Genomic DNA, 23,166 nt, shown 5'->3' on the forward strand with positions numbered 1-23,166 from the left:
TACTAGCGCTCGGTCAGGCTTTCGAACCATCGCGCCAGTGCCTCGATCAACCTCGTGATCGCCGATAGCACCATCGCCAAGGCGGGCGCCGCACTCGGACGCACCGCTGTGACCAAGACCAGCAACCCGGCCAACGAACACGGCGCCAGGATGGCGACGATGAACACGATTTCCATGACAATTCCGTTCGTCAGTTGGTTCAAGGCGGAGCCATCCGAACCATTGCCGCCAATAACCGAAGGCTCAGTGGACTGAGTGCACGAATGCGTCCGCGCCGATGACCGACAGATCGTTGCATCAACCCACTGCGTCCTACAGGTGCAGCACGGAGGCAAAAGGGGGGCAAAAAAGGGGCGACAGTGGCGCAGCCTCCCTCCCACCTGGCAGGATCGAGGCCGCAGCTGAACGCCGAGCACCCCGGGAACGAGATGGATGAGAAGTCGATCAAAGAGAGCCTTCATGCTCTGAAGCAACGAAGCGGCTTGACCCTGGCCCACCTGCGCTCCACTTCTACATGTTCCAGCAGGACCCGCCCTCTCCCGACAATGCCAAGTCAGCGGATTTCGCCGGACCGATTGAGGTCGACATATCCCAACCGGAACCGGTAACCATCTTTCAGACAGAAGCCGCGCAGATTCGATTGAGTCGCGGACGAATACAGATTCCCGATGCCGGAAAAATCACCACTGAGGCACTCCAGAACCTCCCCAGGAACATCGGAGCAACCAACGGCGCCTGGCTGGGATTGGTTCACAACGGAACTCCAACCGTGTCGACGTTCGTGGTGCTCCAAGACTTCGTAGCGGAATGGGAGGAAGAGGATCCGGGACAGGATTCGGTCACGAGTGGCATGTTTGTTCCGATCTATCGGACGGCGCAGCTGCGGTAGCTGATCGCGAGACGGCGGCCAGAGCACTGCCCGAAATCGCCGTGATGCCCGCGCCCGAGGTGGTGCTGGGCGAGCTCGTCAGCTGAGCGGGCTGACCAGCGCCAGGATCTCCCGCGCCACGGCGTCGTTCTGGCGGAAGGACAAGGCGTTCGTCCGCGGCCGGGTGAACGCCGCCGCCGAGCGGGCGCTCGTGTGCGGGCCCACCGCGAACCGGTGCGGGTGGGGGCGGCCCGTTCCGTCGAGGAGACGGGAGTCCGAGACGCGCGTGTGGATGCGGCCCGACGGCAGCGAAACGCCCGTCACCGGGTCCGCCACCGCCTCCTCCGCCAGCTCGCCCGCGTCACGCAGCTGCCGGAGCAGGCCGTCGGCCGCGCGGGTCACGCTCGGGCCCGGCAGCCGCGCCTCGATCAGCGTGCGGGCCTCGACGGTTTCCGGGTGGCTCGCCGACGTCGCCGCGAAGACGCCGCGCTCCGCCGTCACCCGCATTTCCGCGCCCGCGAAGGAAACGATCCCGGCTTCGTGCAGCGCCAGCAGCTCCTCCAGGCGCCGCGGCGGCGGGCCGCTGGCGTAGTAGGAGAAGAACCCGTGGAACCAGCCGTCCATATCGGACACCTGAGAGGACGCGGCCAAACGTCCTTTTTGGACTAACACGGGCAGCTGGCCGTACACCGACAGCAGCGCCGTGAACGCACCCAGGTCGGCGCTGAACTCCTGGTTCGCCCGGCGCGCCAGGTCGGCCTCGACGTACTCGCGCAGCTCCTTGCCGAACTCCTCCGCCGTGCCGAAGGCGCGGCCCGCCATCGGCCGGTCCAGCCGGTCGAGGTCGAGGCGGTCGGCCTCGGCGGGCACCGCCCGCGCGACGAGGTCCCGCATGGCGGGCGAATCCCAGGCCAGGTCGGCGAAGGCGTCGGCGAACACGGCGAAGTCCAGCCGGACGCGCTCGGGGTGCCCGGTGAACAGCTCGCTGTAGTAGCCCCAGGCGAGTTCCTTCGCGACCAGCGGCCAGACGTCGGCGCGGAAATCGAGCGCTTCCCCTGGCAGCGCGTCCATGGCGTAGGCGTCGAAGAACCTGGGCAGCCGCAACGGTTTCCCGCGCAGCCGGTAGCCGATCTTCGCGTGGTAGGGCACCCCGCGCCGGGAGCCGACGTGCAGCACCGGCTCGGCCCCGCTCGGGTGGTAGCGCAGGCCGCCGCACGGCAGGTCCTCGAACCGGCCGCCGCGGCCCTCGGTCAGCAGCAGCATCAGGTCCACGAAGGCCAGCCCGAACCCGCGCACCAGCACGGTTTTGCCCGGTGCGACCCCCGAGTAGTCGACGTCGGCGGTGTAGCCGGCCGGGTAGTAGGACAGCCCGTGCCGCGCGGCGAACGCCACCAGCTCGCGCTCCCGCTCGTCGGGTTCCGCGTCGAGGTGGCCGACGGTGAAGACGACGGCGTCCGCCACGATCGCCGACCCGTCGGAGAGGCGGACGGTGCGGCCGTCGACCCCGGTCGCGCGGGCCGCGTGCTCGACGACGTCGAAGGCCTCCGGCAATTTCTCGACGACCTTCCGGTACACCCAGGTCAGGTAGGCGCTCTGCAGCCGCCGGGTGGGGAAGTGGAAGGGGTCGAGCGCGGTCAGCTCGGCGACGACGTCGGGCGGCACGTCGGCGTCGAGCCCGCCGTCCCGCACCTGCCGCGCCCACTCCAGCAGCGACGGCCCCGGCCGCACCGGACCGGCCATCTTCACCGAGTCGTCGGTGAACATGGTGACGTCCTCGGGCATGGAGTTCATCCGCAGCAGCGGCGACTGGTCGTAGCGCCACACCCGGCCGGGCCCCGGCGGGAACGGGTCGACCAGGTGCACTTCGAGCCGACGGCCGCCGGGCAGCTCACCGGCGTTCGCGCCGAGCCGTTCGAGGACGCCGACCCCGCGGGGTCCGGCGCCCACGACAACCAGGGTGAACGGCGGGAGATCGGCCACGAACCCGAAGCTACGCCGGGCTTTCGCCGCCGGGAGCCCTTCTCACAGAGCGGAACCCATCCGGCTCGCGCGCGGCTCCGAATCCCACGGGAACCCACCGGCGAAAGGAGCGAACTTGACCTTCGTCCACCGAGGCGCCCGGGCCTCTGCCAGCCACCCCCACCTGCGAATACTTGGCCGATGAGATCGGCTCGCCGCACCGCGTCCACACCGCGCAGGACGTGGTCGGCACCCTCCTCCGGGGGAACTGGGCGATCTTCGCCCACGAATGGGCCGATCCGGACGGGATCGACCCCGAGCACTGGCGGGACGTCGTCGAGGCCGCCGCGGAGGCGGCCGGGGTCGACGTCGAGTTCGTGGTCATCCCGCGCCGGTCCCTGACCGTCGTGTTCAACCGGGCGAGCCCGCCCACCTTCGAGCAAGTCCGCGCGTCGATCGAGGTCATCGAGGCGCACCGGCGGTAGTTCCACCCTGCGGACGTCGTTGCCGCCGCGGCACGCCCCGGCGTAGCCGTGGGTGGTACCGACGGAGAGAAGGTGGGCGGCATGCCGGTGGAATTCCTGGGCATCGGGGGCACGCACGACGGGTCGGAGACGCACGCGCGCTCCGGCGGGGTGTTCGACAAGGAGTACACGCTGCGCCTGGCCCGCGCGCACGAGGACTTCGGCTGGGACCGGGTGCTGTTCGCCTACGGCTCCGGTTCGCCCGACCCCGCGCAGGCGGCCGCGTACGTCGCCACGAAGCTGGACAAGCTGCAGATCCTGCTCGCCCACCGCCCGAACGTCTCGTACCCGACGTTCGCCGCGAAGACGTTCGCCACGCTCGACCAGATCTCCGACGGCCGACTGACCGTGCACTTCATCACCGGTGGCAACGACCACGAGCAGCAGCGCGAGGGCGACTACCTGACGAAGGACCAGCGCTACGGGCGCACCCGCGAGGCCATCCAGATCATCAAGAAGGCTTGGACGTCGGACGAGCCCTTCGGCTTCGAAGGCGAGTACTACCGCTTCGCCGACTACGTCAGCGACGTCAAGCCCGTGCAGCAGCCGCGGCCGAACGTCTCCTTCGGCGGCTCCTCGCCCGCCGCGTACGCCGCCGGCGGCGCCGAGGCGGACATCTACTGCCTCTGGGGTGAGCCGCTGGCGCAGACCGCCGAGCAGATCGAGTCGGTCAAGGCCGCCGCGGCGGCCGCCGGCCGCACCGACGTGCCGCGGATCCAGGTCGCGTTCCGGCCCATCATCGCGCCGACCGAGGAGCTGGCCTGGGAGAAGGCGTACGCCACGGTCGGGGCGATCAAGGACCGCACCAAGGGCGGGCAGCCGCTGACCCGGCGGCACAAGCTCACCGAACCCGAGAACACCGGCTCGCAGCGGCTGCTGGAGATCGCGGCGAAGGGCGAGCGGTTCGACCGCGCGCTGTGGACCCCGACCGCGGCCGCGACCGGCGGCGCCGGCAACTCGAACGCGCTGGTCGGGACGCCCGAGACGGTCGCGCAGGCCCTGCTCGACTACTACGACCTCGGCGTGGAGATCCTCTCCGCCCGCGGCTACGACATGCTCGGCGACACGATCGACTTCGGCCGGTACGTCATCCCGATCGTCCGCGAAGAGGTCGCCAAGCGCGACGCCGTCCGTGCCGCCGAAGCCGCCCGGAAGCCCGCGGAGGACGCCCTCGCCGTCGATGGCTGACCTGCCGCTTTCCCCGGTAGCCACCTCGCGGCCGCGAGGTGGCTACTTTTGCCCCTGGCGACCGACCAACCGGTACGGAATGATCGATTGGTGACTCCTGAGCCACCGGTCAGACACTGCGGGCTATCGTCTGACCCGTTCGGGAAGCTCCGTGACACCTTCGATACCAGCGAAAGAACCTAGAGATTTACCAACAGTCACGGGACACTGGCTGAGGTAACTCACGTACCGTGACTGCCTCATGACCGACTGGTCGTCTCGTCACCGGAGGTCATGGGTCGGCCGCGGTCTGTACAGAGGTCGGGAGAAAACGCATGGCAGCACCGCCGGATCGCGTCACGTTCCGCGAGGTGTTCGGGATCGCGGAGTTCCGCGCGCTGTGGTTCGGCGAGCTGCTCTCGATCGCCGGCGACCAGCTGGCCAGGGTCGCGCTGTCCATCCTCGTGTTCACCGGGACGAACTCCGCGACGCTCACCGGCCTGACGTACGCCCTGACCTACGCGCCCTCGCTGCTGGGCGGCATCTTCCTGACCGGCTTCGCCGACCGCTTCCCGCGCCGCAGCGTGATGGTGCTCGTAGACCTGCTGCGCGCCGCCCTGATCCTGCTGGTCGCCCTCCCCGGCATGCCGTTCTGGCTGATGTGCGTGCTGGTCGGCGGCGTTTCCCTGGTCAACCCGCCGTTCAAGGCGTCCCAGCTGGCGCTGCTGCCGCAGGTGCTCGAAGGCGACCGGTTCGTCGTCGGCATGGGCATCCGGAGCATGACCGTGCAGAGCGCCCAGCTACTCGGCTTCGCGGGCGGCGGCGCGCTGCTGATCGCCCTCGACCCGCACGTGGCGCTGGTCGTCGACGCCGCCACGTTCGTCCTGTCGGCCCTCTTCGTGCGCTTCGGCGTCCGGGCCCGGCCCGCCGCGGCGACCGGCGAGCAGCGCAAGTCCTTCTTCGCGACGATCGGCGGCGGTGGCCGGACGGCCTTCGCGAGCTCGCCGCTGCGGACGCTGGTGCTGTTCACCTGGCTGATGGGGCTGCTGCCGGTCTACGAGGGCATCGCCGCGCCGTACGTCACCGCGGCGGGCGGCGGCCCCGAAGCGATCGGGCTGCTGCTCGCGGCCGACCCGATCGGCAGCGTCATCGCGACCTTCGCCTACACGCGCTGGGTGCCCGCGCGGCTGCGGCCGAAGCTGATCGGCCCGCTGTCGGCCCTGTGCGCCGTGCCGCTGGTGCTCTGCTTCCTCAACCCCGGCCCGGTCTCGTCGATCGTGCTGTTCATCGTCTCCGGCGGCCTGGGCACGGTCTGCCTGCTGCAGGCGACCGCGTCGCTGACCCTGGCCGTGCCCGACGAGCAGCGGGCGCAGGTGATGGGCCTGTCCAACACGGGCCTGACCACGATGATGGGCATCAGCCCGCTGATCGGCGGCGTGCTCGCGGACCAGCTGACCCCGCACGGGACGGTCGGGATCTTCGGCGTCGCCGGGATCGTCCTCACCCTGCCGCTGGCGGTGCTGTGGGCCCGGGCTCTGGCGGGCGAACCGGATCGATGGAACGACAAAGAAGCCGCACGCGCCGAACATGCATGACATGCCCCGCGCGTGGGCTCGACCTGCGCGACCTTGCGGTGCGCTGTGCGGTCACTGTTCTTTGCCGCGCATCGCTGGCCACCTCTCGTTCCGGTGTCAAAGAAAAAGTACACACCGAAAGCCCTTGTGGACAGCGGGCGAACGGTCTGAAACTGTCCGTGAGTACTTTGTCACCGTACAACCACGCAAGGGTCTGGGGGAAAAATGGTCACATCGGGGGAACAGCGCGGCCAAGACTTGATTTCTCGCGTTCGGGGCTGGGCACTGTGGACCCGCCCCCGCGACTGGATCATCGCGACGCTGACCGCCATCACGGTCATGCTGAGCTGGACGGCCGTTTCGCTGTTGACCGTGCCGGTCACCGTAGCCCAGCTGGGCACGTTTGCGCTGCTCACAGCCCTGGCCGTGGCGCAGACGGAGGTCAGCAGGCGGCTCGAGCGGCAGCGCCGCATCCTCAGCAACGGGCCCTACATCTCGATGACTTCGGTGTGGCTGCTGCCCGCCGGCCTGCTGCTGCCGGCCCAGCTGATCGCCACGCTCGGTGTCGTCCTGTACGTCTACCTCGCCTTCCGAAGCTGGTCCGGCACCCGTCCGGGTGAATTTCACCGGGTTGCCGCGAACGCGACCACGATGATCCTGTCGGCCTTCTCCGCGGGTGTCGTCGGTCACCTGACCATCGGCAGCGGCGTGGCCACGGTGACGCTGGCCGCGCTGGCCTTCTTCACGGTCAACACCGCGCTCACCGGTCTCGGCCTCTACCTGGCCGACCCGAAGAACGCGACCCCGGTGTCCTGCCTCGGCAACATGGACGACAACCTGCTCGAACTGTCCACTTTGTGCGTCGGCGCGCTGCTGGTGATGGTGCTCAACGAGGAGCCGCTGCTGTCGGTGCTCGTCATCCTCCCGCTGTACGTGCTGCAGCGGTCCGTGCTGATCAAGCGGCTGGAGGAACTGGCCACCACGGACCAGAAGACGCAGCTGCTCAACGCCACCACCTGGCAGGACGGCGCGCAGCGCGAGATCTCGCGCGCGGAGCGGGAAAACGGCAGCTTCGGCGCCATGATGATCGACCTCGACCACTTCAAGCGGATCAACGACACCTACGGGCACCTCGCGGGGGACGACGTGCTCAAGGCGGTCGCCGCCGTGGTCAAGCAGGAGACCAGGGCGCACGACCTGGTCGGCCGGTTCGGTGGCGAGGAGTTCGTCGCGCTGCTGCCGTCGACGTCCAAAGAGGATGCGATCGTCACGGCGGAGCGGATCCGGCAGCGGGTCAGCGAGCTGATCATCAGCACCACGACCAACGAGGGCGCCGCCGTCGACATCGAACGGCAGACGGCGTCGATCGGCGTCGCCGCCTACCCGATCGACGGCTCGTCCATCGAGGAAGTGATGTCGTCCGCCGACGCGGCCGTGTACGCGGCCAAGCACGGCGGGCGCAACCGGGTGGTGGGGTCGGTCGCTGCGGCCTTGGCCGCGGCTTAGCTACCGCAACCGGTCGATGACGTCGCTCGCCTTGGTCTGCAGGCGGGCGACGCCGCCCACGGTGAATTCGGTGAGCAGGTCGATCAGGGCGTCCTGGTCCGGCGGCTCGCCGTCCCAGGTGGCCTGGACCAGTGACTCGGTCATCGCGAAGAAGAGCGTGACGAGCGCGCGGTCCGCCCGGCCGGAGTCGATGCCGTGCGCGGCCCACCGCTTGCGGCTGGCTTCGGCGTAGACAACGGCCAATCTCTCCCTCAACCGGGTGAGAGCGGGGTCGCCCGCGCGCTCGGCCGCGCGGAGTACGCCGTAGCCCTCGGGGTGGTCGGCGACGTAGGTGACCATGTTGGCGTAGTTGGCCCGCGCCCAGGCCCGCAGACCGGGCTGGGTGTCGGCCACCGACGGCCCCGCGATGGCCGCGAAAGCCCTCTCTTCGGTTTCCGCCACGACCTCGGCGAACAGGGTCGCGCGGTCGCCGAACTGCTCGTAGACGGCTTGGCGCGAGACGCCGGCTTCCCGCGCGATCTGCTCGATGGTCGCGCCCTGCATCCCGTGCTGCGCGACGACCCGGGCGGTCGCCTGCACGACGCGGGCGCGCTGCTCCGAAAGCGGGAGCTTGCGCGGCCGCCCGCGTGGAGCGGGGCTTGACATAGTGGTCCACCTCACGTGACTCTTTTTCCGACACCTCTGTCTAAAAAGGTGTTCCCCGCGCACTCGACCTGCTCAACGAGGAGCAAGCATGCGTATCTTCCCCCGCCGCGCCCTCTCCGCGGCCGTCGCCACGGTTTCCGTTCTGGCGTTGGCGACGCTGGGCCCGCCCTCCGCTTCCGCCGCGTCCTTCTACGACCCGCCTTCGCCCCTGCCGGCCGGGAGCAACGGCGACGTCATCCGGCACGAGGCGTCGACGTTCTACATCGATCCGATCCAGCTGATCAAGGCCGACGCGAACGTGCAGCGGATCATGTACCGCAGCACCGACACGCACGGCTCGCCGATCGCCGTCACCGGCACGGTGCTGACGCCGAACTCGGCGTGGCACGGTTCCGGGGCCCGGCCGATCGTCTCCTACGCCGTCGGCACCCAGGGCGAGGGCGACGACTGCGCTCCTTCGAAAGCGCTTGCCGCCGGCTTCGAGTACGAGGGCCCGTTCATCGCCGGGCTCCTGACCAGGGGATACGGCGTCGTCGTCACCGACTACGAGGGGCTCGGCACGCCCGGGGACCACACGTACGTCAACCGCGCGTCGCAGGGCCACGCGGTGCTCGACGCGATCCGCGCGGCGCAGCGGCTGCCGGAGGCGGGGCTGCCGGACGACGGCCCGGTCGCGATCGCGGGCTACTCCCAGGGCGGCGGCGCCTCGGCCGCGGCGGCGGAGCTGCAGCCGAGCTACGCGCCCGAGCTGAAGCTGAAGGGCGCGTACGCGGGCGCGGTGCCGGCGGACCTCGCCGAGGTGGCCAAGAACCTCGACGGCCACTACGCGGTCGGCTTCCTCGGGTTCGCGCTGGTCAGCATGAACTACGCGTACCCCGAGCTGAACATCCCGGCGCTGCTCAACGCCCGCGGGAAGCAGCTGTTCGAGCAGGTCCGGACCGAGTGCACGGTGGAGGCGATCGCCGCGCACGCGTTCACGCAGTCCTCGACGCTGACCAACGACGGCCGCCCGATCACGGCGTACCTCGGCGAGGAGCCGTACGCGTCCCGGGTGGCCGAGCAGAAGATCGGCAGGCTGAAGCCGACCGCGCCGGTGCTGATCGTGCACAGCGCGCTCGACGACATCGTGCCTTACGCGCAGGACCGCGACCTGGGCCGGACGTGGTGCGGGAAGGGCGTGAAGGTGCAGTTCAGCACCACGCTGATCCCGACGCACGCGCTCGCCGCGGTGCGGGCGTTCCCGGAGGCGTTCGCCTGGCTCGAGGGCCGGTTCGCCGGCCTGCCCGCGCCGGTCGACTGCGGCTGGTTCTGACCCCTCCCGCAGCCGGTCGTGAGTGGTAAGGCGGGTTAGAACCCGCCTTACCACTCACGACCGGCCGCGGCAGACTTCAGTAGGCGACGGTGAAACGCGCCCGGCGGTGCTTCGGCTGCTCGATCTCGTCGACGTAGGCGATCGCGAAGTCGTCGCCGCCGATGTGGGAGCGGCCGTTCTCGTCGGTCACCAGGACGTCGCCGCCGATCCGGAACTCGCCGCGGCGCTCGCCCGGCGTCCACGCGCCGAACTCGGCGGCGGGGCTGACGTAGAACCAGTCGACGTTCTCCGGCTGCTCGCGCAGCAGGCCGAGGACCTCGGCGTGGCTGCCGGCCTCGTCCTTGTACTCGGCCGGGAACTCCGGGGTGTCGAACAGCCGCGGGCCGCCCTCGGCCACGTACAGGCTCGCCGCGCCGCCGACGAACGACAGCCGGACGCCGTTCTCGCTCGCGATGCGCGCCAGTGCCGGCACCGCTTCGATCAGCTTCTTGCCGTCGAGCTCGCGGGCCGGGGTGGCGACCACGATGACGTCGGCGTCCTTCGCGAGCTGCGCCACGAACTCCTCGTCGTGCAGCGAACCCTGCACCGCTTCGACGCCTTCGGGCACCGAACCCGCGTTGCGCGCGACCCCGACGACCTCGTGCCCGCGGCGCACCGCCTCGGCGCCGATCCTGCCCCCGGCGTACCCGGTGCCCCCGAAAACGACCAGCTTGGCCATTGGCTGTTCTCCGTTCCTAGTCGGCCTTCACGGCCGATGCTAAGAACGGAAGATCACCTACTTCAACGGAAGCAACACACCCGTGGGTAGGTGTCCAGGTCAGCCGCCGAGGCCCGCGAACTCCGCGGCGATCTTCTGCTTGACAGCGCCGGCGTCCAGGCCCGCGCGCACCTCCGCCGTCGCGTTCGGCTTCGACAGCACCTGGTAGCTCGCCGTGCGGTTGGGCAGCTTGAACTTCACGTCGCAGGACAGCGAGATCGTCTTGTACGGCTCCGCGTCCCCGGCCGCCGTGCACGTCTGCGCCCCGAGCGACTCGGCGCTCACCTCGACCGAGAGGGTGATGTGGACGACGCTCTTCTCCCCCGACGCCGGCGAGCCGACGACGCTGTTGGAGACGTCGACCGTCGTCGTGCACGAGCCGACGAAGTCCTTGCAGTCGAGGTGGTCGTTGGTGACGACGGCGCTGGCCTGCACCAGCCCCTCGAACGGCTGCCCCAGCCCGCCGACGGCGGCGTCGAGGTCGTTGTGGAACGCCTTGACCGCGTCCCCGGTGAGCGCGGTGACGCCGAACTCGGCGCCGTACTTCGGCCCGTTCTGCGGGTCGAGCAGCGCCGGGGCGAAGCTGACGACCCGGTTCGGCGCGGCCGTCGTGACGCGCAGGACGCTGGGCGCGGCGCCGAGCTGGTAGACCTCGGTGCCGTCCGGCAGCTTCGCCTTGACCGGCTCGCTCACCCGGTCGGACCCGGTCAGCGCCTTGCGCAGCCCTTCGGCGAGCGCCGGCGGCGCGAACCGGGCCCCCGGGTCGAAGGGCAGCTCGGAGCCGAGCGTGCGCACCCAGCTCGTGCCGAACTGCGTGCCCTCGTCGATGGCGTGCGCCTTCCAGTAGTCGGCGTCGGCCTGGAGGTAGAACTGGCCGGCGGCGGCCGTCACCTGGACGAAGCGGCCGTCCAGCGGCAGCCCGCCGGCGGCGTAACCGCCGCGGGTGATCCGGAACTGCTGCTCGGTGCCCTGCACCGTGGACTTCAGCGCGATCGCGGGCGCCTGGCCCAGCGCCGTGAGAGCGGCTTCGACCGCGGCCCGCTGCTCGGCGCGCCGGTTCGCCGTCGCCTGGTCGGCCGCGGAGACACCGGCGGTACCGGCGACCGCCACCTGGCAGCCCGCCAGCAGTCCGCCCAGCAGCAGCACCGCCGCCACCTTGCTCCACCGAGCGCGCATTTTTCCGCCCCTTGCTCTCCCGCTACCGAGCACACCTCGGCCGGCGTTGTCCCGCCACCGGATTTGTGTCGTCACGTACCGGGGTTCCAGGAGGTTCTAGCCTGGGCCGGGCACCCGCCGCAACCCACCGTGATGAGGTTGGTTTACACTCTTGAGGTTGTCTCGGCGAGGCGGGGCCCTTCTGGGGTGCCCGGCGTGATCGACGCGGCGGCTCGAGTAGCCCCCGTCGTCGTGCACGCCCGGAAACTCGCCGCCGAAACTTCCTTGAACAGAACACACACCGGCTTCCCCCGCCGCAGCATGCTGTCTTTGATTTGAAGGAGTGCCACACCGTGTCCGAGGTACGTCTGTCCGTCGAGCCGCGCACCGAGTTCGGCAAGGGCGCCGCGCGCCGCACGCGTCGCGCCGGCAAGATCCCCGCCGTGCTCTACGGCCACGGCGCGGACCCGCGGCACTTCGCGCTGCCCGCGATCGAGTTCGCCCGCGTCGTGCGCGAGAACGGCTCCAACGCCGTCATCACCCTGGACCTGGAGGGCTCCAGCGAGCTGGCCCTCACCAAGACCATCGTGGTGCACCCGCTGAAGAACTACATCGAGCACGTCGACCTGCTGGTCGTCAAGCGCGGCGAGAAGGTCACCGTCGACGTCCCGGTCGTCGTCTCGGGCACCCCCGGCCCCGGTGGCCTGGTCAACCAGGACGTCGACACCCTGCAGGTCGAGGTCGAGGCGCTGCACATCCCGGAGCAGGTCGAGGTCTCGATCGAGGGCGCCGAGGTCGGCACCCAGATCCTGGCCGGCCAGATCGAGCTGCCCCAGGGCGCGACCCTGGTCACCGACCCGGAGTCGCTCGTCGTGGCCGTCAACGAGCCGCAGCGTGAAGAGACCGACGACGAGGCCGAAGCTGGCGAAGAGTCGGCCGAAGCCGCCGAATAGCATCACCGCATGACGGAAGACCTGCCCGGGGCCGGCGAGCTGATCCTGCTCGCCGGCCTCGGCAATCCTGGACCCCAGTACGCCGGAAACCGGCACAACGTCGGGTTCATGGTGCTGGACGAACTGGCCGCCCGGGTCGGCGGCAAGTTCAAGGCGCACAAGACCGGCGGCGAGGTCCTCGAGGGCCGGCTGGCCGGCCGCCGCGTGGTGCTGGTGAAGCCACGTTCGTACATGAACCTCTCCGGCGGGCCGGTGGTGGGCGCGGCGAAGTTCTACAAGGTGCCCCCGTCCGGCGTGGTCGTGGTGCACGACGAGCTCGACGTGGACTTCGGCGCGCTGAAGCTCAAGTTCGGCGGCGGCGACAACGGGCACAACGGGCTCCGCTCGATCACGAAGTCGCTGGGCACCCGCGACTACTACCGGGTGCGGTTCGGCATCGGCCGCCCGCCCGGCCGCCAGGACCCGGCGGACTTCGTGCTGAAGGACTTTTCGACGGTCGAGCGGAAGGAACTCCCGCTGGAGGTGGACCGGTGCGCGGACGCGACCGAAGCGCTGATCGGCACCGGCCTCGCGGCCGCGCAGAACTCCTTCCACGCAGGCTGACATGGGTGGCGAGGTGAAGCCATGACCCCCGACGAAGTCCGGGCGATCGCCTTCGGCAAGCCCCGGTTCGGCCGGCGCGGCTACAACGAGGACGAGGTGGACGCCTTCCTCGACCTCATCGCCGAGGCGCTGGCCGGGCGGAACATCCTGACACCGGACGACATCCACTACGTCGAGTTCACGATCATGCCGGTCGGCATGCGCAGCTACGACCAGGCCCAGGTCGACCTGTTCCTCGACGAGGCCGAGGCGGCGCTGGTCGAGCTGCGGACCCCGAAGCCGGCGGTGGTCGAGGAGGAGCCGCAGCGGCCGCAGGGCAACCGGAAGTGGTTCGGCCGCAGCTGACGGCTTCGCGGTTCCGGGTGGCGGAGCCCCGGTTGCCACGACGCTTCTCTTCGGGGGTTCCGGGTGGCGGAGCCCCCGCCCCGGGGCGAAGCCCCGGTTGTCGCACTGTGAAACCGGCCACACAGCGCTCGGTAGCGCGAACTCACCCGAAGGCGGCCCCGAGGCCGCCCGTGGGGGTGAGGTTGGGGTTCCCCTCTTTCGGGCAGCCTGTTCACGGGTTAGGACGGTGTACGGGAGTTTTCGCACCCCGTCCAACCCGGAATCGGAGAGTTCCATGTCGTTCACCGCCGAAGACCTCGCCGAGGTCACCTTCGGTAACGCCCAGATCGGCCGTCGCGGTTACGCGAAGCACGAGGTCGACGCGTTCGTCCGGCGGATCGCCAAGACGCTCGCCGACGAGGACGACCTGACCGCCGCCGAAGTGCACCACGTGATGTTCGCGAAGCCGCTGATCGGCAAGCGCGGCTACGACGAGCGCGAAGTCGACGAGTTCCTCGACGCGGTGGAGGACCAGCTCGCCGCCCGCACCGGACAGGCGCCGGACCTCCCGGGCGCCCGCAGTTCTTCGGAAGCCACCGCCGAGCGCGCCGCCCCGCCGACCATCCGGGCGGTGCGCGTCCAGCAACGCTGAGGCGTCCCGGCGGCGGGTCGTCGGGGCGCCCCGCCGCCGGGACGCGTCAGGCGTCCGCGTTCTTGCTGATCTTGTCGGCGAACTGCTGGGCCGTCGCCGCGCGCTTGACCTTGCCCGACGGCGTCTTCGGGAGGCTGCCCGCCGGCAGCACCACCACCGCGTACGGCCGCATGTCGACGGCGTCGCGAACCCGGGCCGACACCTGCTTCATCAGGTTCCTCTCGGCTTCGGCGTCCCCCGCCAGCTTCGACTCGACGACGACCGCGAACCGTTCGCGACGGCTGCCCGCGTCCAGCCGGACCGCCACCGCGTTGCCCGCGCGCACACCCTCGACCGAGGTCGCCGCCCGCTCGATGTCCGTCGGGTACAGGTTGCGGCCGCCCATGATGATGACGTCCTTGCGGCGGCCGCAGATGACGATCTGGCCGTCGACCAGGTAGCCCAGGTCGCCGGTGTTCAGCCACCCGTCGTCGTCCTGCGTACCGACCGGGCCCTCCATCGTGAGGTATCCGGGCGTCACGGCCTCGCCGCGCAGCCGGATCTCGCCGACCTCGCGCTCGCCCAGCCGCTCTCCCGCTTCGTTGACGATCTCCGCTTCGAGCCCGTCGAGCGGACGGCCGAGCAGCGCGAACGACCGGACGCTGTCGGTGCCGCGCCGCGGGTCGCCTTCGGGGACCGGCACCGCGCGGTTGTCCGTCTCCAGCGCGTCGGCCTCCACGACGTCGAGGGTGAGGCCGGTGAACAGCGGCGCGAACGACACCGCGAGCGTCGCTTCGGCCATGCCGTAGGCCGGGAAAACGCACTCCGCCGGCATCTTGAACCGGGCCCCGGCGTCCACGAAGGTCTGGACGGCGGTCTCGTCGATGGGCTCGGCACCGTTCAGCGCGATGCGCAGCTTCGAGAGGTCGTAGGCGTCGTCTTCGTCGACGCGGGCCATCCGCCGCCCGACGATGGCGTACGCGAAGTTCGGTGCCGCCGTCGTGGTGCCGCCGTACTTGGTGATCAGCTGGGGCCAGATCAACGGCCCGGAGAGGAACTCGACCGGCGTGATCTTGACCAGCTCGACGCCGAAGGTCATCGGCACGGTCAGGAAGCCGACCATCCCCATGTCGTGGAAGGTCGGCAGCCAGGACACCATCACGTCGACGTCGAAGTCGAACTCGGCGCGCTCGACCATGGCCTTGACGTTGGAGTACAGGTTCCCGTAGGTGATCCGCACGGCCTTGGGGTCGGCGGTCGAGCCGCTGGTGAGCTGCAGGAGCGCGGTGTCGCCTTCGTCGGTGCCGACGACGTCCGCCAGCGGTTCGGCCGCGGCCAGCTCGGTGATGAGCTTGAAGCCGATGCCCTTTTCGGCGAGCACGGGCGCGAGCTGGTCGAAGGGTTCGCCCAGCAGCACGAGGTCCGAGCCGATCATCCCGAGCACCCGCACCGTGTCCTCGGCCCATTCGGCGAGATCGGTGCGCGGGGTCGGCTGGTGCAGCATGGTGACGCTGCCACCGGCCAGCCAGACCGCCTGCACGGTGGGCGCGATCAGCACGGGCGCGGCGGCCAGCACGGCCACGGCACCCCCGCGCTCGAACCCGCCGGCCACCAGCCCCCCGGCAATCCGCCGCGCCTCGGCGTGCACCTCGGCCCAGGTCCGCCGGACCGGCTCCTTCGGCTCCCCGGTGACCATGCCACGCTGCTGCCCCCGCTTCGTCGCGGTGGCGACGAGCGTGTCCACGAACCTGCTCATGGCTCGAACATTACTGTCTCGGTGTCAACTTCCGCCGACCAAAGCGGAAACCGGCCCTCGCAGCCAACCGCGATCCGCCGGAACCGCCCGAGCGGTTCGTCCGGCCCGACGGCCCTCAGTCCAGCAGCTCTGACGTCTCCAGCCAACGGCCCTCGACGTCCTCGATCTCCCCCTGGACGCCCTTCAGCTCGGCGTTCAGCTCCATCAGCTTCGCCGGGTCCGTCGCGGCCTCCAGCAACGACGCGTGGAGCTTCTCCTCCTTGGCGTGCAGCTGGTCGAGCTTGCGCTCCAGCCGCCCGAGTTCCTTCTGGGCCGCGCGCAGGTCCGCCGCCGACTTCTTCGCCTCGGCCTTCTCCGGCGACGGCGCCGGGCCCGCGGCCGGCTGGGCCGCGGCGCGGCGGTTCAGGTACTCCTCGATGCCGCCCGGAAGGTGGGTGATGCGGCCGTCGCCGAACAGCGCGACGATCGTGTCGCACACGCGCTCCACCAGGTAGCGGTCGTGGGAGACCACCACCATCGTGCCCGGCCAGCCGTCGAGGAGGTCCTCCAGCTGCTGCAGCGTGTCGATGTCCAGGTCGTTCGTCGGCTCGTCGAGCAGCAGCACGTTCGGCTCGGCCATCAGCAGCCGGCACAGCTGCAGGCGCCGCCGCTCGCCGCCCGAGAGGTCCGCCACCGGCGTCCACTGGCGGGCCGCCGGGAAGCCGAGCTTCTCGCCCAGCTGCGACGCCGTCATCTCCTGCTTGCCGAACACCACGCGCCCGGCCACCTGCTCGATCGCCTGCAGCACGCGCAGGTCGCCGGGCAGGTCGTCGAGCTCCTGGCGCAGGTGCGCGAGCGCGACCGTCTTGCCCTCGATCCGGCGGCCGGTCGAGCCCTCGACGTCCCCGCCCAGCAGCTTCAGCAGCGACGTCTTGCCCGAGCCGTTGACGCCGACCAGACCGATCCGGTCGCCCGGCCCGATCCGCCAGGTGACGTGGTCGAGCAGCTTCCGGTCGCCGACCTGGTAGGTCGTGTCTTCCAGCTCCAGCACGGTCTTCCCGAGCCGCCGCTTCGCGAACGCCTGCAGTTCCACGGAATCCCGCGGCGGCGGGACATCGGCGATCAGCGCTTCCGCCGCCTCCACCCGGTAGCGCGGCTTCGACGAGCGCGCCTGCGGGCCGCGGCGCAGCCAGGCCAGCTCCTTGCGGGCCAGGTTCTGCCGCTTCTCCTCGGCCGTCGCCGCCAGCCGCGCCCGCTCGGCGCGCGCGAAGATCCAGTCGGCGTAACCACCTTCGTACTGCTCGACGCGGCCGTTCGCGACCTCCCACGTCAGGGTGGCGACGGTGTCGAGGAACCACCGGTCGTGCGTGACGACCACGACCGCGACCCTGCGGGCCAGCAGGTGGTCGGCGAGCCAGCGGACACCTTCGACGTCCAGGTGGTTGGTCGGCTCGTCGAGCACGATCAGGTCGAGCTCGCCGGTCAGCGCGGCGGCCAGGGAGACCCGGCGCCGCTCGCCGCCGGACAGGTTCGCCGTCGGCGTGTCCAAGCCGATCGCCGTGATGCCCAGACCATCCACAATGGACCGGACACGGGCGTCGGCGGCCCATTCGTGCTCGGCGCCGTAGCGTTCGAGCACGACGTCGCCGACCGTGCTGCCGTCGGGGAGCTCCGTGCGCTGGGTGACCACGGCCATCCGCAGGTCGCGCACGTGGCTCACCCGCCCGGAGTCCGGTTCGGACAGTCCGGAAAGGACTTCCAGCAGGGTGGTCTTGCCGCCACCGTTCAGACCGACGACGCCGATGCGCTGCCCGGCCGCGATGCCCAGGGAGACGCCGTCCAGGAGCGGGCGAACCCCGTAGGACTTGCTCACCGCCTCCAGGTTGACCAGGTTGGCCATCCGCTCAGCCGATCCTTTCCACTGTCTTGAACCGGGTCGCCACGACCATCGTCGTGTCGTCCACGGTGAATTCCGGGTCCTCCAGTGCGGCGCGCACTTCCGCGCTCTGCCAGAACTTCGTGTGCTCCGCACGCCACTCGGCGACGCTCGCGAAACCCTCGCCCTCGCCGCGGGCGTGCTGGATGTCCACTTCGGACATCGGAAGCACCCGCACCTCGGCGGTCTCGATGACCGCCACCCCCACCCCGGCGGAGTCGAGCACCAGCTCCCGCTCGCCCACCAAGGGCAACGCTTCGCCGTCGTGCTCGTATTCCGCGAGCAGGGCCGAGGTCGTCGTCTTGGCGCCGGCCAGGATCGCCGCGACCAGCTTGTCGCGCAGCGGCCCCGGGAACGCGAATTCGGCGTGCTTCATGCGTGCACCCGCGGCGGCGCCGGCCGCGGCGCGTCGTCCCCGCCGACCACCCGGGCGCCGGGGACCGGGCCGTGGGCCACGCGGACCGTCCGGCACACGCCGGCGCCGGACAGCTCGGCCGCGACCTCCACCGCCGACTGCGCGTCTTCGCAGAGGAACGCGCACGTCGGACCCGAGCCGGACACCGTGCCCGCGAGCGCGCCCGCGTTGACGCCCGCCCGGAGCGTGCGGCGCAGGTCGGGCCGCAGCGAAACCGCCGCCGCCTGGAGATCGTTGCCCAGCAGCAGAGCCAGCTGGCGCGGGTCGCCCGAGGCCAGCGCCTCGACGACCGGCGTGTGCGAGCCGATCCGGGGCGGGTTGCCCGCCGCGCGGAGGCGGTCCAGCTCGCCGAACACCTTCGGCGTCGAGAGCCCCTCGGCGGCGAAGGCCAGCACCCAGTGGAACGTGTGCCGCGAGAGCACCGGGACCAGCTGCTCGCCGCGGCCGGTGCCCAGCGCGGTGCCGCCGTAGAGCGCGAACGGGACGTCGCTGCCCAGGCCGGCGGCGATCTCCGCCAGCTCGTCGCGCGTGACGTCGAGGTTCCAGAGCGAAGCCAGCCCGACCAGCGTCGCCGCCGCGTCGGCGCTGCCGCCCGCCATGCCGCCGGCGACCGGGATGCCCTTGCGCAGCACCACCCGGACCTTCGGCTCGCCGGTGCGCCCGACGTGCGCGGCCAGCGCCTCGACCGCGCGCCAGGCCAGGTTCTCGGGGCCGGTCGGGACCGAGCCCTCCCCTTCGCCGTAGACCTCGATGCCGGGCTCTTCGGTGACCGCGACGGTCACCTCGTCGGTCAGCGACAGCGCCTGGAACACGGTGACCAGCTCGTGGTAACCGTCTTCGCGCAGGTCGTCGACCGACAGGTGCAGGTTGACCTTGGCCGGGACCCGGACGGTGACTGGGGGCGGAACTACGGCGAGCACCCGACCAGCCTACGTGCCCGCGGGAACGCCCCGATGCGACGTGCGCATCGGGGCGTCCTGTGACAAGCGGGGCTTCGCCCCGGGCCGGGGGCTCCGCCACCCGGAACCCCCGGAAGACAGTGGATCAGGCAGCCGCGACACCCTGCGGGCCACGCGCGGTGTGCGTGACGTGGCCACCGCGCTCGGCGACCCAGGCCAGCGCCGCGTCGGCCCGCTCGCCGCGGACACCCAGGCGGAACCGGCCGACCGGCGTGTCGCCGATCCGGGTCAGGCCGCCGCCGATGGTGGCGAACTCGACGTCGAACCGGCCCGCCGCCTCGGGCAGCAGCGCACCCACCGAGGCGAAGCCGACCAGCACGACGTCGGCCGAGCGGTCGTAGCGCGCCGCCTGCGCGCGCGTGGTCTCGATGGCGGGCAGCAGCGCCTGCGCGGTGCGGCTGGCCGGGTTCGAGATCAGGTCGAGCACCGTGCCGCGCTCGACGACCGTGCCGTCCTCCAGCACCGCGACGTCGTCGCAGACCCGGCGGACCACGCCCGCGTCCGGCGTCGTGACGACGACCGTGGTGCCCAGCTCCGAACGGGCCCGGTCGAGGACGGCCAGCACCGCGCCGGCCTCCTCCGGGTCGACCCCGGCGGTCGGGTCGTCGGCCAGCAGCACGGCCGGGGCCGCCGCCAGCGCCTTCGCGACCGCGACGCGGCGGAGCTGACCGGCGGTCAGCTCCTCGGGGCGCTGCGCGGCGCGCTGGGTCAGGCCGACGAGGTCGAGCAGCGAGCCGACCCGGCTGCGGCGCTGCGGGCCGTCGACGCCGAGCTGCTCGAGCGGCGAGGCGATGTTGCCGGCGATGGTGCGTTCGGCGATCAGCTCCGGCTTCGTGGAGACGACGCCGAGCTGACGGCGGATTTCGCGGAGGCGACGGCCGTCGAGGGTGCCGGTGTTGAGGCCGTCGAGGCGGACGACGCCGCGGTCGGGGCGCTCCTGCAGCGCGATGCACCGGGCCAGGACGGACTTGCCCGACCCGGCGGGACCGACCACGCCGAAGAGCGAGCCTGCCTGGACGTCGACACTCACGTCCCGCAGGGCGATGACCGAGTTTCCGTTGGTGGCAAAGGTTTTGGACAGGTTTTCGACGGTGATCACGAAGGCTCCAGAAAACGGGGCGCCGCCCCCATGGGCGCGCCCGGCCGCAAGCGAAGGTCCGTCCGTTGTGGACGGTGCATGAAGAAGAGGTGGACCGGCTCGGACTAGCTCAGCTGGAGCGTCGACACGCGGTCACGGAGCGGCGGCCTTCGTCGACTACTCGACGCCTGGTCAGGAGCAGGGGGCGAGCTACCCTCTTCATCGAAAACGGCCTCCATCGGTCCTGGCGGTAGCACCTGCCCTGTGGAGGGTGGTTGCTGCGACTTCGGCGAGCCAGGTCTCTCAGTCGCTCGGGATGGACGTACTGAGTAAAACCGATCCCGAGGAGCGAACGCAAGCCCGTTGGCCCAGATCACACGACTGGCGGTGTCCGAATCGCGAGATCAGGACCGGTGGAGGCGTGTTTTCACGGCTCGACTGTGGAGTCGCCAACGCGCGCGGCGATCCGGGCGAAGTCGTGCACGTCCAGCTGCTCACCGCGGGTCTTGGGGTCGATCCCGGCGGCGGTGAGGAGTTCGCCGGCCCGCTCGGCCGAGCCCGCCCAGCCCGCGAGCGCGGCCCGGAGCGTCTTCCTGCGTTGTGAGAAGGCGGCGTCCACCAGGCCGAAGAGGCGGTCCCGGTCGTCGGACGCCGTCGAGTCCGCACGCTCGAAGGCGACGAGCGCGGAATCGACGTTCGGCACCGGCCAGAACACCGAGCGTGGCACGGCGGCGACCTTGCGTGCGGGGCCGTACCAGGCGAGCTTGACGCTCGGCACGCCGTAGATCCGGCTGCCGGGTCCGGCGGCCATCCGGTCGGCCACCTCGGTCTGCACCATGACCAGCCCGGTCCGCAGCGACGGCACCTCGGCCAGCAGGTGCAGCACGACGGGTACGGCGACGTTGTAGGGCAGGTTGGCGACGAGGGCGGTCGGCTCGCCCAGTTCCTCGCGGGTGACGCGCAGGGCGTCGGCGCCGACGACGGTCAGCCGGTCCGCGGCCTCGGGCCCGCGTTCGGCGACGGTCTTGGGCAGCCGTTCGGCGAGCTTGGGATCGATCTCGACGGCGACGACCCGCGCGCCGGTGGCCAGCAGCCCGAGGGTCAGCGACCCGAGCCCGGGCCCGACCTCGAGGACGACGTCGTCCGCGGTGACGTTCGCGAGCTCGACGATCCGCCGCACGGTGTTGGGATCGTGCACGAAGTTCTGCCCGAGCTTCTTGGTCGGCCGCACGTCGAGTTCGGCCGCCAGCCCGCGGATTTCGGCCGGTCCCAGCAGTTCAACCACCGGAGGAGCTTACTTGAACCCGGAACCGGCGTGATCAGCGGCGGATCTCGCGTGATCGAGGGCGGATCTCGCGTGATTGGGAGGGCATCTCGCGTGATTGGAGGGTCGACACGCGTGATTGGAGGGACGATACGGCGAGGTGGGGCGGATCCGGCGTGTCGACTCCTTGATCACGCGAGTTGACTCCCCAATCACGCGTGATGTCTCTTGGCGCACGCGAAGCGGCCCCCGTCCGGGGTGGACGGGGGCCGGTTCGTGGAATGCGTCAGGCCTTCTTGCCGCAGACCGGCCAGGCGCTGTAGCTGCCGCCACGGCCTGCCTTGACCTTCTCGGCGATCGCGATCTGCTGCTCGCGCGTGGCCTGGTTCGGCAGCGCGGCGTACTCGTCGCCGCCGTAGGCGTCCCAGGTGCGCTTGTCGAACTGGAGGCCGCCGTAGTAGCCGTTGCCGGTGTTGATGGCCCAGTTGCCGCCCGACTCGCACTGCGCGATGCGGTCCCACGCGGAGCCGTCGCCGATGTCCGGGTTCGGGGCCTGCTTGGTGCCGACGTGGACGATCTTCGGCTTCGGCTGGGTGAGGACCTTCTCGGAGATGCTCTCCCGGCCGACCTCCTTGCCGTTCTTCTGCGTGACCTTGTAGGTCACTTCCTTCTCACCGGGCGTGCCGGGGTCCTCGACCTGCGTCTTGCCCTTGGCCAGGTCCGGGTCGTCGACGCGCTGCTCGGGCGGGTCGATGGACTCCTTCTGGACGACCGTCGAGACGCCGGTGCGGCTGATGTGCACCTCGGCGCCGTCGGTCAGCTTGACGTCCAGGCCGCCCTCGGCCTGGTCCTCCGGGCCCAGGGTGAGCTTGTACTCGCCCAGGAACTCCTTCGTCGTGACCGCGGTGGTCTTGACCTGCTTCGGCGCGTTGCCGCCGTCGTACAGGGTGATGTTCTTCAGGGTCTTGATCTCGACGGTGGCGCCCTCCAGGGGCAGCTCACCGCTCTTCGGCATCGACATCCACGTGCCGGGCTTGTCCATCTCGGCCATGCCGAGCTGGGACAGCGCGTCGCCGAGGTGGGTCGCGCGGACCCAGGAGGTGTGCTCCGCGCCGTCGACGATCATCTTCAGCTGGCGGCCGCGCTCGAGCTTGATGACGCCGCCGTCGCCGACCTCAGCCTGCGGGGACGGGGAGAGCGAGTCGTGCGCACCGACGGACAGGCCCGCGTCCTCGAGCACCTCGCCGACGGTGTCGCCGAAGGAGTGCACGGTCTGCTGGTGGCCGTCGACGTCGACGGTGATGCTCTTGTTCATCGCCAGCGCGGCCGCGCCGCCGCCGGCGATCGAAATCATGACGGAGAGGACGGCACCCTTGAGGAAGCGGCGCTTCCAGACCTTGGTGGTCTCGCGGAGCCCCTCGTCCAGCGCGGCCTTGCGGGCCTGCGGGGAAGCTGTGCGGTCCGACTCGAACTCGTCCGGGATGACGATCGGGGGCAGGTACGTCGTCTCGGCGTTGATGAGGCGGATCAGCTCGTCGACGTCGACGTCGATCTCGGCCATCATCGCGTCGGCATCGGGGCCGAGCGCGGCGAGGATGTCCTGCTGCGTGATGTTCGGGTCGTCGGAGAAGTCGAGCTGGCCGTACGCAGTGTCCTCGAAGCCGAATTCGCGATCGAGCACGGCCGCGGAGCGCGCTCCAGCCTGTCTGCTACCTGTCACCGGGTCGTTCCCTTTCCCAAGGCGCCGTTCGGGGCAGCACCTTTACGTCTGGGCCCGCAGCCGGCGCCATCGTCACGGTTC

The 23,166-nt window shown here is 70.7% G+C and carries 22 protein-coding genes and 1 riboswitch; of the genes, 10 read left to right on the forward strand and 12 right to left on the reverse strand.

The window, feature by feature from the left end; translation table 11 throughout:
- Positions 1 to 2: 2 nt before the first annotated feature.
- Positions 3 to 176: a hypothetical protein gene (locus tag ACWEGE_RS22950; protein ID WP_449662474.1), complete on the reverse strand. Its 174-nt coding sequence runs from the start codon at positions 174 to 176 to the stop codon at positions 3 to 5.
- A gap of 338 nt (positions 177 to 514) precedes the next feature.
- Between ACWEGE_RS22950 and ACWEGE_RS22955 the strand changes: the two genes are divergently transcribed.
- A complete protein-coding gene (locus ACWEGE_RS22955) occupies positions 515 to 889 on the forward strand; it encodes a hypothetical protein (RefSeq protein WP_449662475.1) in 375 nt (124 codons plus the stop codon).
- 78 nt (positions 890 to 967) lie between these two features.
- Here the strand turns inward: ACWEGE_RS22955 and ACWEGE_RS22960 are convergent, their stop codons facing one another.
- The gene (locus ACWEGE_RS22960; RefSeq protein ID WP_449662476.1) at positions 968 to 2,848 is read right to left on the reverse strand and encodes an FAD/NAD(P)-binding protein; all 1,881 of its coding nucleotides are present in this window, start codon (positions 2,846 to 2,848) and stop codon (positions 968 to 970) included.
- 173 nt (positions 2,849 to 3,021) lie between these two features.
- Here ACWEGE_RS22960 and ACWEGE_RS22965 point away from each other — a divergent pair, with 173 nt between their 5' ends.
- From ACWEGE_RS22965 to ACWEGE_RS22980, 4 genes are all read left to right on the forward strand, one after another.
- Positions 3,022 to 3,312, forward strand: a complete 291-nt coding sequence (locus ACWEGE_RS22965; RefSeq protein ID WP_449662477.1) for a hypothetical protein — start codon at positions 3,022 to 3,024, stop codon at positions 3,310 to 3,312.
- Positions 3,313 to 3,393: 81 nt separating this feature from the next.
- Positions 3,394 to 4,539 (forward strand): LLM class flavin-dependent oxidoreductase, encoded by a 1,146-nt coding sequence (locus ACWEGE_RS22970; RefSeq protein ID WP_449662478.1) that lies wholly within the window; start codon positions 3,394 to 3,396, stop codon positions 4,537 to 4,539.
- Positions 4,540 to 4,853: 314 nt separating this feature from the next.
- Entirely contained in the window at positions 4,854 to 6,113 is a 1,260-nt protein-coding gene (locus tag ACWEGE_RS22975) for an MFS transporter (protein WP_449662479.1), read from the forward strand.
- Between the two features lie 321 nt (positions 6,114 to 6,434).
- Positions 6,435 to 7,598 carry a GGDEF domain-containing protein gene (locus ACWEGE_RS22980; protein ID WP_449662514.1) on the forward strand — a complete coding sequence of 388 codons (1,164 nt, stop codon included), beginning with the start codon at positions 6,435 to 6,437 and terminating at the stop codon, positions 7,596 to 7,598.
- On the opposite strand, the gene ACWEGE_RS22985 is transcribed toward ACWEGE_RS22980, so the two are convergent.
- Positions 7,599 to 8,243, reverse strand: a complete 645-nt coding sequence (locus ACWEGE_RS22985; protein WP_449662480.1) for a TetR/AcrR family transcriptional regulator — start codon at positions 8,241 to 8,243, stop codon at positions 7,599 to 7,601.
- An 88-nt stretch (positions 8,244 to 8,331) separates the two neighbouring features.
- Between ACWEGE_RS22985 and ACWEGE_RS22990 the strand changes: the two genes are divergently transcribed.
- Positions 8,332 to 9,555 carry a lipase family protein gene (locus ACWEGE_RS22990; protein ID WP_449662481.1) on the forward strand — a complete coding sequence of 408 codons (1,224 nt, stop codon included), beginning with the start codon at positions 8,332 to 8,334 and terminating at the stop codon, positions 9,553 to 9,555.
- A gap of 76 nt (positions 9,556 to 9,631) precedes the next feature.
- Here the strand turns inward: ACWEGE_RS22990 and ACWEGE_RS22995 are convergent, their stop codons facing one another.
- Together ACWEGE_RS22995 and ACWEGE_RS23000 are read right to left on the reverse strand one after the other, a co-directional pair.
- Positions 9,632 to 10,273, reverse strand: a complete 642-nt coding sequence (locus ACWEGE_RS22995) for an NAD(P)-dependent oxidoreductase (RefSeq protein ID WP_449662482.1) — start codon at positions 10,271 to 10,273, stop codon at positions 9,632 to 9,634.
- Between the two features lie 99 nt (positions 10,274 to 10,372).
- Complete coding sequence (locus tag ACWEGE_RS23000) at positions 10,373 to 11,467, reverse strand: hypothetical protein (protein ID WP_449662515.1); 1,095 nt, start codon at positions 11,465 to 11,467, stop codon at positions 10,373 to 10,375.
- A 353-nt stretch (positions 11,468 to 11,820) separates the two neighbouring features.
- On the opposite strand from ACWEGE_RS23000, the gene ACWEGE_RS23005 reads away from it, so the two are divergent.
- The 4 genes from ACWEGE_RS23005 (at position 11,821) to ACWEGE_RS23020 (ending at position 13,999) form a co-directional block, all read left to right on the forward strand.
- Positions 11,821 to 12,420 carry a 50S ribosomal protein L25/general stress protein Ctc gene (locus ACWEGE_RS23005; RefSeq protein ID WP_449662483.1) on the forward strand — a complete coding sequence of 200 codons (600 nt, stop codon included), beginning with the start codon at positions 11,821 to 11,823 and terminating at the stop codon, positions 12,418 to 12,420.
- Between the two features lie 9 nt (positions 12,421 to 12,429).
- The gene (gene pth, locus ACWEGE_RS23010; protein WP_191307189.1) at positions 12,430 to 13,023 is read left to right on the forward strand and encodes an aminoacyl-tRNA hydrolase; all 594 of its coding nucleotides are present in this window, start codon (positions 12,430 to 12,432) and stop codon (positions 13,021 to 13,023) included.
- A 21-nt stretch (positions 13,024 to 13,044) separates the two neighbouring features.
- Complete coding sequence (locus tag ACWEGE_RS23015; RefSeq protein ID WP_449662484.1) at positions 13,045 to 13,368, forward strand: DivIVA domain-containing protein; 324 nt, start codon at positions 13,045 to 13,047, stop codon at positions 13,366 to 13,368.
- Positions 13,369 to 13,642: 274 nt separating this feature from the next.
- Positions 13,643 to 13,999, forward strand: a complete 357-nt coding sequence (locus ACWEGE_RS23020) for a DivIVA domain-containing protein (RefSeq protein WP_449662485.1) — start codon at positions 13,643 to 13,645, stop codon at positions 13,997 to 13,999.
- Between the two features lie 46 nt (positions 14,000 to 14,045).
- Here ACWEGE_RS23020 and ACWEGE_RS23025 read toward each other — a convergent pair whose 3' ends face one another.
- From ACWEGE_RS23025 to ACWEGE_RS23055, 7 genes are all read right to left on the reverse strand, one after another.
- Positions 14,046 to 15,734: a fatty acyl-AMP ligase gene (locus tag ACWEGE_RS23025; protein WP_449662486.1), complete on the reverse strand. Its 1,689-nt coding sequence runs from the start codon at positions 15,732 to 15,734 to the stop codon at positions 14,046 to 14,048.
- A 115-nt stretch (positions 15,735 to 15,849) separates the two neighbouring features.
- Entirely contained in the window at positions 15,850 to 17,613 is a 1,764-nt protein-coding gene (locus ACWEGE_RS23030) for an ABC-F family ATP-binding cassette domain-containing protein (protein ID WP_449662487.1), read from the reverse strand.
- Between the two features lie 4 nt (positions 17,614 to 17,617).
- Positions 17,618 to 18,025, reverse strand: coding sequence for an ASCH domain-containing protein (locus ACWEGE_RS23035; protein WP_449662488.1), 408 nt, complete (start codon positions 18,023 to 18,025; stop codon positions 17,618 to 17,620).
- On the reverse strand, positions 18,022 to 18,984 hold the full coding sequence (locus ACWEGE_RS23040) for a 4-(cytidine 5'-diphospho)-2-C-methyl-D-erythritol kinase (protein ID WP_449662489.1): 963 nt from the start codon (positions 18,982 to 18,984) through the stop codon (positions 18,022 to 18,024). Before ACWEGE_RS23040 ends, ACWEGE_RS23035 begins: the two co-directional genes overlap by 4 nt.
- Before the next feature lie 124 nt (positions 18,985 to 19,108).
- Complete coding sequence (locus tag ACWEGE_RS23045) at positions 19,109 to 20,122, reverse strand: methionine ABC transporter ATP-binding protein (protein ID WP_449662490.1); 1,014 nt, start codon at positions 20,120 to 20,122, stop codon at positions 19,109 to 19,111.
- A gap of 211 nt (positions 20,123 to 20,333) precedes the next feature.
- Positions 20,334 to 20,424, reverse strand: a riboswitch (SAM riboswitch).
- A 104-nt stretch (positions 20,425 to 20,528) separates the two neighbouring features.
- The gene (gene rsmA, locus ACWEGE_RS23050; protein WP_449662491.1) at positions 20,529 to 21,386 is read right to left on the reverse strand and encodes a 16S rRNA (adenine(1518)-N(6)/adenine(1519)-N(6))-dimethyltransferase RsmA; all 858 of its coding nucleotides are present in this window, start codon (positions 21,384 to 21,386) and stop codon (positions 20,529 to 20,531) included.
- Between the two features lie 265 nt (positions 21,387 to 21,651).
- The gene (locus ACWEGE_RS23055) at positions 21,652 to 23,085 is read right to left on the reverse strand and encodes a transglycosylase family protein (protein ID WP_449662492.1); all 1,434 of its coding nucleotides are present in this window, start codon (positions 23,083 to 23,085) and stop codon (positions 21,652 to 21,654) included.
- Between the last annotated feature and the right edge of the window lie 81 nt (positions 23,086 to 23,166).

Source organism: Amycolatopsis sp. NPDC004747 (genome assembly GCF_053601335.1).

Excerpts from the sequence above, each read along its gene's own strand:
- ACWEGE_RS22950 (WP_449662474.1), bottom strand. The coding sequence starts at position 176 with ATGGAAATCGTGTTCATCGTCGCCATCCTGGCGCCGTGTTCGTTGGCC.
- pth (WP_191307189.1), top strand. The coding sequence starts at position 12,430 with ATGACGGAAGACCTGCCCGGGGCCGGCGAGCTGATCCTGCTCGCCGGC.
- ACWEGE_RS23035 (WP_449662488.1), bottom strand. The coding sequence starts at position 18,025 with ATGAAGCACGCCGAATTCGCGTTCCCGGGGCCGCTGCGCGACAAGCTG.
- ACWEGE_RS22970 (WP_449662478.1), top strand. The coding sequence starts at position 3,394 with ATGCCGGTGGAATTCCTGGGCATCGGGGGCACGCACGACGGGTCGGAG.
- ACWEGE_RS22995 (WP_449662482.1), bottom strand. The coding sequence starts at position 10,273 with ATGGCCAAGCTGGTCGTTTTCGGGGGCACCGGGTACGCCGGGGGCAGG.
- ACWEGE_RS22955 (WP_449662475.1), top strand. The coding sequence starts at position 515 with ATGTTCCAGCAGGACCCGCCCTCTCCCGACAATGCCAAGTCAGCGGAT.
- ACWEGE_RS23025 (WP_449662486.1), bottom strand. The coding sequence starts at position 15,734 with ATGAGCAGGTTCGTGGACACGCTCGTCGCCACCGCGACGAAGCGGGGG.
- ACWEGE_RS22990 (WP_449662481.1), top strand. The coding sequence starts at position 8,332 with ATGCGTATCTTCCCCCGCCGCGCCCTCTCCGCGGCCGTCGCCACGGTT.
- ACWEGE_RS23020 (WP_449662485.1), top strand. The coding sequence starts at position 13,643 with ATGTCGTTCACCGCCGAAGACCTCGCCGAGGTCACCTTCGGTAACGCC.
- ACWEGE_RS22975 (WP_449662479.1), top strand. The coding sequence starts at position 4,854 with ATGGCAGCACCGCCGGATCGCGTCACGTTCCGCGAGGTGTTCGGGATC.
- ACWEGE_RS23015 (WP_449662484.1), top strand. The coding sequence starts at position 13,045 with ATGACCCCCGACGAAGTCCGGGCGATCGCCTTCGGCAAGCCCCGGTTC.
- ACWEGE_RS22985 (WP_449662480.1), bottom strand. The coding sequence starts at position 8,243 with ATGTCAAGCCCCGCTCCACGCGGGCGGCCGCGCAAGCTCCCGCTTTCG.
- ACWEGE_RS23030 (WP_449662487.1), bottom strand. The coding sequence starts at position 17,613 with ATGGCCAACCTGGTCAACCTGGAGGCGGTGAGCAAGTCCTACGGGGTT.